Below are 10,936 nucleotides of genomic sequence, written 5' to 3'. Positions count from 1 at the left end.
GCTCACTGGCCCGCTCCTTCGTCCGGTTCCCCGAGGCAGGCCGGGTGTCCGTCGACCCGTTCCACGACCGCGACCGCGTTGAGCCCGCCGAATCCGAACGAGTCGATCTGCGCGAGCCTCAGCGGCTGTCCGGGCCGCTCGGCACGGCCCCGGACCAGCCGGAATCCGGCCACGGCGTCCACGGGGTCGTCGAGGTACACCGTCGGCGGGACGGTCCCCGTGCGCATCGCGTCCACGGCGGCGACCAGGCTGTGCAGTCCGGAGGCCCCTGCGGTGTGTCCGGTCATCGACTTGATGGCCGTCATGTACGGGGTCGGGTCGAGGCCGGCGAACACGGTGTTCAGGGCCGTGGACTCGGCCTCGTCGTTGAGCGGTGTGCCGGTGCCGTGCAGCATCACGAGATCGATGTCGGCGGGCCGTACCCCGGCCCGCTCGTGCGCCTCGTGGACGGCCGCGGCGATGTTCTTCGCGTCGGGCGCGGACGGGTGGTGGGCATCGCAGTTGACGGCGACGCCCCGCACCCGCGCGTGGACCCGGGCGCCCGCTCCGGGCCCGTCCGCCTCCCTGCGCAGCACCACGGCCACCGCACCCTCGCCCTGCAGCATGCCGCGCCGGGCCCGGTCGAACGGCCGGACCCGGTCGGGGGGTTCGGGGTAGCAGCGGTCGAGCAGGCCGTAGGTGCTCTCGGTGATGGTGTCGACCCCGGCGACGACGACGGTGTCCGCGGCTCCCAGGTCGAGCAGGTCGGCGCCGAGGCCGAGCGCGTACAGCGAGGCGGAGCAGGCGTTGGCGACGGTGTGGGTGTCGTCCGCGCCGAAACGCCTGCGCAGGGCCGTTCCGAAGTGCAGGTCCCGTACGTCGAAGGGCACGTCGTCGCGCCAGGACAGTTCCACCGAGCGCAGTTCGCGCAGGGTGGTGCCGATCAGGACCGGCACCCCGGACAGGTCGTCGCCGAGTCCGGCGTCCGCCGCCGCCTGTGCGACGGCCCGCTCCAGCCACCGGGTGGCGCGCAGCGGCTCGTCGACGCCCGGCGCGGGCCGGTCGTCGATCTCGTAGGCCACCCGCGCACGGAAGTTGGCGGGGTCGTAGCCGCGCAGCGGGGCGAGCCCGCTGCGGCCCGCGACCAGCGAACCGAAGATCTCCTCGACGCTGCCGCCGATGCTGGCGACGGCGCCCATACCGGTCACGATCCAGCTCATGACGCGCTCCGGTGGGCCCCGAGGACCAGGACCGCGTTGTTGCCGCCGAAGGCGAGCGCGTTGTTCTGCACGACGGACAGCTCCGCCTCGACCGCCTCGTTGGGTACGCAGTCGACGCCGCACTCCGGATCGGTCTCCCGGTGATTGACCGTCGGCGGGATGAACCCCTCCGTCAGGGCGAGCGCGCAGGCTGCGGCGGAGACGGCGCTGGCCGCGCCCATGCTGTGGCCGATCATCGACTTGATGGACACGGTGCGGGGCATGGTGTCCGCGCCGAACACCTGCCGGATGGCACCGGCCTCGGTGATGTCGTTGGCCTTGGTGCCGGTGCCGTGCGCGGACACGAAATCGACCTGGTCCGGCGTGATGCCCGCGTTCCGGTGGGCGATCCGGATGGTCCGCGCGATGCTGTCCCGGTCCGGGGCGACGGGATGCAGGGCGTCGCAGGCGAGCCCGTACCCGAGGACCTCTGCGTAGATGCGGGCACCGCGCGCCAGTGCCGAGTCGAGACTCTCCATGAGGAGGATGCCCGCTCCCTCGCCGGTGAGGATGCCCTCCCGGTCCTTGTCGAATGGCCGGCACACCTCGGGGGCGATGGTGCCGAGCCGGTAGAACCCGGTGAACGTCTTGCGGCAGGCCGCGTCGGCGCCGCCGCACAGGGCGATGTCCACGTCCCCGCTGCGCAGCGCGTCGTAGCCGTATCCGACCGCGTAGTTGCCGGCCGCGCACGCGGTCGGGATCGTCACGGCCTCCACGTCCTCCAGCTGCAGCTCGCGCACGATGCCCGCGGACAGCCGTCCGGCGGAGAAGCGCCGGGCGACGACCGGGTCGTACTCCTCGGGCCCGCCCTCCAGGCCCGTGGCGACGAGCTGGTCGAGGTCGCGGGACTCACCGTCCGTGGTGCCGACGGACACCAGGGAGCGGCGGGCCCGCACGTCCTGCGCGCTCAGCCCCGCGTCCTCGACCGCCATGCGGGCGGCCGCCACCGAGAACTGGCCGGCCCGGCCCAGCTCTTCCACGGGCTGCCCGACGATCCAGCGCTCCGGCTCGAAGTCGGTGACCTCGCAGCCGTTGGCATGGGCGAACCCGGTCGTGTCGAACGCGGTGATCGGCTTGACGCCACTGCGTCCCTCGCGAAGGCCGGCGGTGAAGGCCTCGACACCGATCCCGATGCTGGTGACCACACCGAGTCCGGTGATGACCACCCGTCGTCCTGCGGTCTCGGTGAAAGGACCGTCGTGTCCGCCGTGACCTCGCGCGTCTGTCTTGATCGAAGCGTTCATCGAAGCTCACCCATCTGCTGGCGATCGGGACGGCAGATCAGTTACGGGCGGCTTCGGACACCACGACGTACACACCCTCCAGGTTGACCATCCGGCTCAGCTCCGCCTGGTCGATGGTCACCTTCTGGGTGCGCTCAAGAGCGGCGAGAATCTCGATGGCGCGGAGCGAGTCCGCGTCGTGCTCCTCCTTGAAGAGGCTGGTCTCGGTGACCTCGTCCTCGTCGATCTCAAGAATGTCGCAGACGATCTCCTTGATCTCCTGCTTGCGGGCAGCGTCAAGTCCGGTCGTCACGTTCGCGTTGGTCATCTCGACTCCCTCGGGATCGGAACCGGAGTCAGGCGACTCCGCCATCCATGTGATGAGTCGAGGGTGGGATCGGCGGCTATACGCGCCCTATACGGTTTCTGGCCCCTCCAGCCAGCCCAGCTGCACGGCTCGCAGGCCCGCCTGGAAACGGCTGCGCGCGCCGAGCCGCCCCATGAGATCGGCGGTGATACGACGCCCGGTGCGCACGGAGATGCCCAGCTTGCGGGCCACGACCTCGTCGGTGAGCCCCTCGCTGAGCAACCGCAGCACGGCCTGCTCCTGCACGGAGAGACTCTCGTTCCCCGGCTCGCGCGACGGCGGCCGGTAGCCGCTGAACGGGACGGCGCTGTCCCAGATCCGGTCGAAGAGTTCGCACAGCGCCGTGATGACGCCCGCACCGCTCAGCACGAGCGCGCCGGAAGCGGAGTCGTCCGGATCGATGGGCAGGACCACGTGAGTGCGGTCGAACAGGAGCATGCGCGACGGCAGCGAGGGAGTGGTGCGCACCTGATCGCCATGGGTGTGCAACCAGCGCAGGTGCTCCACGGTGGCGGGGTCGTTGTGGACGCTGTCCAGATAGATGCTGCGCATGACGACACCACGCGCGGCCAGATCCTCCAGCAAGGGGCGACTGGCCTGCCGGCTGGCCTCCGCCTGCCGGCCTCCGGCCGCGAAGGTGAGCAGTTCGGAGGAGCAGTCCTGGGTGAGTTCCTCGATACGGGAACGGATTTCCTCGATCCCTGTGAGTCGCTCCACAAGGAAACTCCGTAATTTCTGCTGTACTTCGGTGTACTCGTCGATGAAACGAGCAACTTCGACCCGCGTCTCGGATATTTTCCGCTGCCGCTCCAGGAGTTCACTCTCCTGACGCGCGAGAAGCGCCTGCAGGCCGACTTCGGGACTGACCGGTCTGACCCTTCCGGGCGAGTCCCACGCAGGCTTCACAAGTAAGAGGCGCACACATTCGTCGAGCGCGGAACGGACCTGCTCCACATTCCAGCCCAGTGCCTCGGCGAGGCTCTCCACATCGGAATTCGGCCGTCCGAGTACGGCTCGATAGACCTCGGCCGCGCGGGGCCCGATCCCCAACGGTTCAAGCATGTACGTCCCCCACCCTTCGCCGATCTCCACGAAGCATGAAGCATCATGAAGAATTCGAAAGGATTTAGCAACGAACATACGTATGAACCGCACGGTAGCACAGAGATGACATGGGTGCAGGGCTGCACAGTTGCGCAACCCTGCATCTATTCATGTCTCACGATGCGAATGTCATCCCCAGATCGGGTCCTGAGGGTCGGTCGGCTCCACTCCCCAGATGGGGTCCTGCGGAGTTGTCACCGAAACCACCGCGGACAACGCATTCGATCGGTCGGCCGCAGCCGCGCCGACGGTGCCGGCGGCACCGAAAGCGGCAGCGAAGAAGGCCAGTGTGACAACAACAGCACGCACCTGCATCTTGCCCATGAAACGTACGCCCCCCCGGGAGTATTGATTCCTTGTCGATTCCCTCGTCCGACTCGCGTCGGCCGGTGATGGAATCCTCGCCGAAACCCTCCACCGGAGACCAGCGGATTCACCGGCAGGGAACTGCGCTGACAAGGTACTGACAGCGGAATTGTGACTCCCACTTCTCATCCGGACGACCCTGCGAGGGAACTCGCCCGCCTCCGAGGTGGGAGTTGCGCCCTTTCACACCCTCCCGCACCGCCCGGTCGAGCCGTGACGGCCATGAGCGATCGGGCGGTGCATCCCGCCCCGGCCCCCTCGACGTGCAGCATGATGCCAGCCCGGCCGGCCACCCCTTCTTTCGGGCGCGGCGGACACGGCCGGCCGGCGCGGGAGCCGACGCGAGCCGGAAAGCGGTACCCGGACGAGGAGCCGCTTGCCGTGCCGGCCCCGGGGCATGCGCGAGACAGGGAGCCGGCACGTTCCGGCCCACGCGGATCCACGCCCATGCCAGTAGAATTCGTAGGTGAATAAGGGCGTTTTTCATGGTTTGTCGTTTGTGCAGGACCGCCCGACGAGCGGTCGGCAGCGCGGCCGGAGAGGACGCCCGACCGTAGTCCCCCAGCAGGGAAGGTGTCCGATGGGCTTCCTGGACAATCTGAAGGCCAAGCTGAGCCCCGCCAAGGACAAGGTCGGCGATCTCGCGCAGCAGCACGGGGAGAAGATCGACCACGGGCTCGAAAAAGCCGCACGGACGGTCGACCAAAAGACCAAGGGCAAGTACAGCGACAAGATCGAGTCCGGCACGAGGAAGGCCAGGGAAGCGGTCGAGCGCCTGTCCCACAGACACGACGAGGGCGGAACGCCCAAACACGACGAGGGCGGTACGCCGCCGGGTACACCGCCCGCTTCCTGAACAGCGGCCGTTCAACCGCTCGGCACCGACCGGCGGCCGTACGGCGACAACGCCGCGCGGCCGCCGTCAGGCGCCTGCGCCGGGGTGGGGCAGGGACTCAGGACCAGGCCGCCACCAGGTAGCCGACGCCGTACGGGGCGTCCTCGTACAGCAGCCGCCCGCCCAGGCCCGTCCCCTCGGCCGCGCCCGCGAGCACCTGCCACGGCGCCCGGCCCGCCGCCTTCAGTTCGTACGCCAGCGACGCGTCCAGCCCTGACAGCGCCCCTGGATCCGCCGCGGCCAGCGCGCGGGCGGCCGCCGCGTCGAACGCCTCGGCGCGGTCGTCCAGGTAGCCGGGGGCCTTGAGCGTGCGGCAGGCGCTGCCGTCGCCCATCACCAGCAGTGCCAACCGGTCCGCCCTGGCGGCGAGGTCCCGTCCGGTGCTCATGCAGCGTTCGGTTTCGAGCGGCGCCCCCACGGCGAGCCCCTCGACCGGCGCGGCGGCCCAGCCCGCGCGGGCGAGCAGCCAGGCACCGACGGCCAGGGACGGCGGAAGCGGCCGGTCCGCCACAGGTCCGCGGTCACGCCCGAGCCGTACGCCGAGATCCACGCCGAAGCCCTGGAAGGTGCCGGTGGCCCCTTCGGGGTGCGGGCCACGGCCCTCGTGGTCCGCGGTCCCGATCACGATCAGCAGATCCGGCCGGGCGGCGGCCAGTACGCCGAGGGCATCGGCGCAGGCGTCCCGCAGGGTGTCGAGCTCGGGGGCGGCACCGGCCGCAACCTCGGGCACCAGCAGCGGCGGACAGGGGCAGACAGCGGCGGCGACAAGCATGGTGGGCAGCGTACTGCGTGGGCACGACGCCGCCGTCGGCCACCGCCGCCGCGCGCCCGCTCCGGCGTCAGTCGCAGCCGCAGCCGGGGGCGGCCGCTTCCGGCAGCGGCGCCGGGGCGCCGATACCCGGAAGCCCCAGCATCACTCCGGCCGGCTTGGCGGCCTCGGTGGCGGTGCGCTTCTCCCAGGCGTCCCCTGCGCGGGTCCGCCGCACGCCCACCGGAGCACCCTCGGCGAGCAGGTGGTGCGGGGCGGCGTAGGTGATCTCGACGGTCACCACGTCGCCCGGCCGTACGTCCTCGTCCGGCTTGGTGAAGTGGACCAGGCGATTGTCGGGGGCACGGCCGGAGAGGCGGTGGGTGGCGCCGTCCTTGCGGCCCTCGCCCTCCGCGACCATGATCTCCAGCGTCCGGCCGACCTGCTTCTTGTTCTCCTCCCAGGAGATCTCCTCCTGGAGGGCGGACAGGCGCATGTACCGCTCCTGGACGACCTCCTTGGGAATCTGCCCGTCCATCTCGGCGGCCGGGGTTCCGGGGCGCTTGGAGTACTGGAAGGTGAAGGCGTTGGCGAAGCGCGCCTCGCGGACCGCGTGCATGGTCTGCTCGAAGTCTTCCTCGGTCTCGCCGGGGAAGCCCACGATGATGTCGGTGGAGATGGCGGCGTCCGGCATCGCGGCGCGCACCTTCTCGATGATGCCGAGGAAACGCTCCTGGCGGTACGAGCGCCGCATCGCCTTGAGGATCGTGTCCGAACCCGACTGCATCGGCATGTGCAGCTGAGGCATCACGTTGGGGGTCTCGGCCATCGCCGCGATCACGTCGTCCGTGAAGTCGCGGGGATGCGGCGAGGTGAAACGGACCCGCTCCAGGCCCTCGATCCTCCCGCAGGCGCGCAGCAGCTTGGAGAAGGCCTCCCGGTCGCCGATGTCGGAGCCGTAGGCGTTCACGTTCTGGCCGAGCAGGGTGATCTCCGAGACGCCCTCGGCGACCAGTGCCTCGATCTCGGCGAGGATGTCGCCGGTGCGGCGGTCCTTCTCCTTGCCGCGCAGCGCCGGGACGATGCAGAAGGTGCAGGTGTTGTTGCAGCCGACGGAGATGGAGACCCACGCCGCGTAGGCGGACTCGCGGCGGGTGGGGAGCGTGGAGGGGAAGGCCTCCAGGGATTCGGCGATCTCGATCTGCGCCTCCTCCTGGATACGGGCGCGCTCCAGCAGCACCGGCAGCTTGCCGATGTTGTGCGTGCCGAAGACGACGTCCACCCAGGGGGCCCGACGGACGATGGTGTCGCGGTCCTTCTGGGCCAGGCAGCCGCCGACGGCGATCTGCATGCCGGGGCGCCTGGTCTTCATCGGGGCGAGCCGGCCGAGGTTGCCGTAGAGCTTGTTGTCGGCGTTCTCCCGGACCGCGCAGGTGTTGAAGACGACGACGTCGGCGTCGCCGTCGGAGCCCTCGGCGGCACGTACGTAACCCGCGTCCTCCAGCAGCCCCGACAGCCGCTCGGAGTCGTGGACGTTCATCTGGCACCCGTAGGTGCGCACCTCGTACGTTTTCAAACCGTCCACTACTCCACCAGCCACGTCGTTGCCGCTCACCCGTCCAGGGTAACGGTCTGGTGGACGATGGAGAGTGGAGCCCGCTCGCCATCGTGCACCAGGCCGTAAGGGCTCCGGCCGGGCCGCGACGATGGACGCCCCACCGGCCGGCGCCCCGGCGCCCGGCCCTGGTCATCGCCGGGACGGGCTGGCAGGATCGCCGCCATGCTCCAGGCACTGTCCCGTATCGGCCGGCGGCGCACCCTCCAGGCGTGCGCGGCCCTCGTCGTCGTGCTCGGGCTGCTGCTGTGGTGGCTGCTCCCGCTCGGGAAACCGGCGCCGAGCGGCACGCTGACCTTCAGCACCGGCGTGCGCAGCGGCGTCTACCAGCGCTACGGCGAGCGGCTCCGGGGGGATCTGGCCAAGGATCTGCCGAAGGTGTCGATACAACTGCAGACCAGTGAGGGTTCGCAGCAGAACATCGCCCGGGTGGCGACCGGCAAGGCCGACTTCACCATCGCCACCACCGACGCCCTCGCCACCTATCTGCGCAGCGGCGGTCCCGGAGCCGAACGGCTGCGGGGCTGTGTGCGGTTGTACGACGACTACATCCAGCTGGTGGTGCCCCGGGACTCGGAGGTACGGAAGGTCTCGGACCTGCTCGGCAAGCGCGTCGGGGTGGGCCAGCCGGGATCGGGCGTGCGACTGGTCGCCGACCGGCTGATGACGGCCGCGGGTCTCGATCCCACCGCCGATGTGACGCCGGTCCCCAACGGCATCGACACCATGCCGAAGGAGCTGGAGAACGGCCGGATCGATGCCTTCTTCTGGTCCGGCGGACTGCCCACCTCCGCCGTGCAGGAACTGTCGGACCGGTTCGCGATCCGGCTGGTGCCGCTGGAGGCCCCGCTGATCAAGGAGCTCCAGTCCGTGGGCGGCTCCGCCCGTTACTACCGCTCGGCCGTGATGCCCGCCGACGCCTACCGCAACGCCCAGCAGGGGCAGGCGGTGCCGACGGTGGCGGTCGCCAATGTGCTGGTGACCACGGACCGTACGGATGCGGCGATGACCGAGGCGTTCACCCGGACCGTGATCGACAGCCGGGACCGGATCGGGCGCGAGGTGCACGCCGCCCAGCTGGTGGATCTGCGTACGGCGATCTACACCGATCCGCTGCCGCTGCACGAAGGGGCCAGGCGCTACTACCGGTCGGTCAAGCCCTGATCGTCGTGCCGCTCCCCTGCCCGCCCCGCTCAGGGCCTGTCGGGTGACCTTCGGTCTCAGGTCGCCCGACAGACCCTCAGCCCTGCAGGTTGTCGCGCGGCACCGACACCGTCACCCGCAGCCCGTGCGGCTCATGGGCGGCATAGCGCAGGGAGCCGCCCCCGGCGGCCAGGAGGGCCTGGGCGATGGAGAGCCCGAGGCCGGAACCCTGCACGTTCTGGTGCCGGGTGCTGCGCCAGAAGCGGTCGCCGACGCGTTCCATCTCCTGTGCGGTGAGGCCCGGTCCGCGGTCGGCGACGACGACCGTGACGTCGTCGCGGCCGGAGGCGACCGTGACGCGGACCTCCTCGTCGGCCGGGGTGAACTTCAGGGCGTTGTCGATGATGGCGTCGAGGGCGCTCGACAGCGCGATGGGGTCCGCCCAGGCCGTCACGGCGGCTGAACCGTCCGCCCTGAGCGCCACCCCCCTCTCCTCGGCCACCGGCCGCCAGGAGGCGACGCGTTCCGCGGTGAGGGCACCTATGTCCGTGAGCTGCAGGTCGGCCCCCGCGTGCTCGGCCAGCGCCAGATCGAGCAGGTCGTCCAGGACCTGTGCGAGGCGCTTGCCCTCCGTGCGCACGGAGGCGATCTCCTCGTTGCCCTCGGGGAGTTCGAGCGCGAGGAGCTCGATGCGGAGCAGCAGGGCGGCCAGGGGGTTGCGCAGCTGGTGCGAGGCGTCGGCGACAAAGGCGCGCTGCTGCTCCAGCACGTTCTCGACATTGTCGGCCATCTCGTTGAACGAGCGGGCCAGGCGCCTGAGTTCCGGCGGCCCTCCGGAGGCCGCGACCCGGGATCGCATCCGGCCACTGGCGATGTCGTGGGTGGCCGCGTCCAGGGTCCGTACGGGCAGCAGCACCCAGCCGGTGAGCCGGATCGCGGCGCCGACCGCCACCAGCATCGCTACCACTTCGCCGGCCGCGATGAGCAGCCAGCCGCGCAGCGCGCGCGTGCGCATCTCGGTGGTGGGCGAGTCGATGACCACGACGGCGACCACATCGCCGTCCCGCACGACGGGCGAGGCGACGACGACCCTGCCCCGCTGCCAGGGCCAGACCTGCGGCGGATCGTGGCTGCGACGCCCGAGGAGCGCCTCCTTGAAGGCCTCCCTCCCCTCCCCCTCGATCGGCAGCTGCCAGGTGGCCGGGGCCTTCGCCATGGCGCTGTCGTCCCGGTAGAAGACACCGGCGCGGATGCCGTACACCGAGGCGTAGGTGTCCAGTTCGCTGCGCAGGATGCGGCGGCGCTCGTCGTAGCCGGGGGTCCGTTCGGCGATGAACTGGGCGAGCGCGGCGAAGCGTGCCGTGTCGTCGATGCGGTCGATGACGACGCGCTGCTGCTGAGCACCGGCCACGCTGACGGCCAGCGGGAAGCCGAGGGCGAGCAGCACGCTCGCCATGAGGATGATGAGCAGGGGTAGCAGCCGGGTGCGCACCTGGGACGTACGCCTCTACGCGGACGGGGCGACGAGGCGGTAGCCGACCCCGCGCACCGTCTCGATCAGTGCGGGCAGCCGCAGTTTGGAACGCAGGGACGCGACGTGCACTTCGAGGGTGCGCCCCGTTCCCTCCCAGCTCGTGCGCCACACCTCACTGATGATCTGCTCCCGGCGGAAGACCACCCCGGGGCGCTGGGCGAGCAGCGCGAGCAGGTCGAACTCCTTGCGGGTGAGCTGGACTTCGCAGCCGTCGACACTGACTCGCCGGGTCGGCAGCTCGATCCGGACGTGCCCGAGCCGAAGGGCTGCGACGGGTGTGGGCACGGTGTCCTCGCCGGCCGGTTTGCGGCGGCTGACGGCATGGATGCGGGCGAGGAGCTCGCCGGTGTCGTACGGCTTGACCACGTAGTCGTCGGCCCCGAGATTGAGGCCGTGGATCCGCGACCGGACATCGGCACGCGCGGTCACCATGATCACCGGGGTGGAGGTGCGCTTGCGGATCTTCCCGCACACCTCGTAGCCGTCCTGGTCGGGCAGGCCGAGGTCGAGGAGCACGACGCCGAAGGGCTCCGTGTCCGCGGGCAGCAGCGCCTGCAGCGCCTCCTCGCCGCTACGGGCATGCACGACCCGGAAGCCGTGCCGGGTGAGGACCGCGGAGAGGGCGGCCGCCACATGGTTGTCGTCCTCGACGAGCAGCAGTCTCATGCCCCCCCCTTCCGATGGTTCGATGCCGGTTCCCGTG

General features: G+C 70.5%; 11 protein-coding genes. 2 read left to right on the top strand and 9 right to left on the bottom strand.

Annotation, left to right across the window (positions count from 1 at the left end; genetic code table 11):
• Positions 1-2: 2 nt before the first annotated feature.
• From ACIOHC_RS12350 to ACIOHC_RS12330, 5 genes are all read right to left on the bottom strand, one after another.
• On the bottom strand, positions 3-1,199 hold the full coding sequence (locus ACIOHC_RS12350; RefSeq protein WP_351082755.1) for a beta-ketoacyl synthase N-terminal-like domain-containing protein: 1,197 nt from the start codon (positions 1,197-1,199) through the stop codon (positions 3-5).
• On the bottom strand, positions 1,196-2,482 hold the full coding sequence (locus tag ACIOHC_RS12345) for a beta-ketoacyl-[acyl-carrier-protein] synthase family protein (protein WP_351082753.1): 1,287 nt from the start codon (positions 2,480-2,482) through the stop codon (positions 1,196-1,198). Before ACIOHC_RS12345 ends, ACIOHC_RS12350 begins: the two co-directional genes overlap by 4 nt.
• A 37-nt stretch (positions 2,483-2,519) precedes the next feature.
• Positions 2,520-2,789, bottom strand: a complete 270-nt coding sequence (locus ACIOHC_RS12340; RefSeq protein ID WP_351082751.1) for an acyl carrier protein — start codon at positions 2,787-2,789, stop codon at positions 2,520-2,522.
• A gap of 87 nt (positions 2,790-2,876) precedes the next feature.
• The gene (locus ACIOHC_RS12335; protein WP_351082749.1) at positions 2,877-3,890 is read right to left on the bottom strand and encodes a DUF6879 family protein; all 1,014 of its coding nucleotides are present in this window, start codon (positions 3,888-3,890) and stop codon (positions 2,877-2,879) included.
• Between the two features lie 171 nt (positions 3,891-4,061).
• Positions 4,062-4,256 (bottom strand): hypothetical protein, encoded by a 195-nt coding sequence (locus ACIOHC_RS12330; RefSeq protein ID WP_351082747.1) that lies wholly within the window; start codon positions 4,254-4,256, stop codon positions 4,062-4,064.
• A gap of 622 nt (positions 4,257-4,878) precedes the next feature.
• Between ACIOHC_RS12330 and ACIOHC_RS12325 the strand changes: the two genes are divergently transcribed.
• The gene (locus ACIOHC_RS12325; protein WP_389636966.1) at positions 4,879-5,154 is read left to right on the top strand and encodes an antitoxin; all 276 of its coding nucleotides are present in this window, start codon (positions 4,879-4,881) and stop codon (positions 5,152-5,154) included.
• 97 nt (positions 5,155-5,251) lie between these two features.
• On the opposite strand, the gene ACIOHC_RS12320 is transcribed toward ACIOHC_RS12325, so the two are convergent.
• Entirely contained in the window at positions 5,252-5,965 is a 714-nt protein-coding gene (locus tag ACIOHC_RS12320; RefSeq protein ID WP_351082743.1) for a class III extradiol dioxygenase subunit B-like domain-containing protein, read from the bottom strand.
• 67 nt (positions 5,966-6,032) lie between these two features.
• Positions 6,033-7,526, bottom strand: a complete 1,494-nt coding sequence (miaB, locus tag ACIOHC_RS12315; RefSeq protein ID WP_351082783.1) for a tRNA (N6-isopentenyl adenosine(37)-C2)-methylthiotransferase MiaB — start codon at positions 7,524-7,526, stop codon at positions 6,033-6,035.
• Positions 7,527-7,721: 195 nt separating this feature from the next.
• Here miaB and ACIOHC_RS12310 point away from each other — a divergent pair, with 195 nt between their 5' ends.
• Complete coding sequence (locus tag ACIOHC_RS12310) at positions 7,722-8,720, top strand: TAXI family TRAP transporter solute-binding subunit (protein WP_351082741.1); 999 nt, start codon at positions 7,722-7,724, stop codon at positions 8,718-8,720.
• A gap of 76 nt (positions 8,721-8,796) precedes the next feature.
• On the opposite strand, the gene ACIOHC_RS12305 is transcribed toward ACIOHC_RS12310, so the two are convergent.
• Positions 8,797-10,191 (bottom strand): HAMP domain-containing sensor histidine kinase, encoded by a 1,395-nt coding sequence (locus tag ACIOHC_RS12305; protein WP_351082739.1) that lies wholly within the window; start codon positions 10,189-10,191, stop codon positions 8,797-8,799.
• A gap of 15 nt (positions 10,192-10,206) precedes the next feature.
• Entirely contained in the window at positions 10,207-10,899 is a 693-nt protein-coding gene (locus ACIOHC_RS12300; protein WP_351082737.1) for a response regulator transcription factor, read from the bottom strand.
• Positions 10,900-10,936 lie beyond the last annotated feature (37 nt).

The sequence above is a fragment of the Streptomyces sp. NPDC088252 genome, from assembly GCF_044740965.1.
Lineage (GTDB): Bacteria > Actinomycetota > Actinomycetes > Streptomycetales > Streptomycetaceae > Streptomyces.
This window is presented reverse-complemented; position numbering and strand designations above follow the sequence as displayed.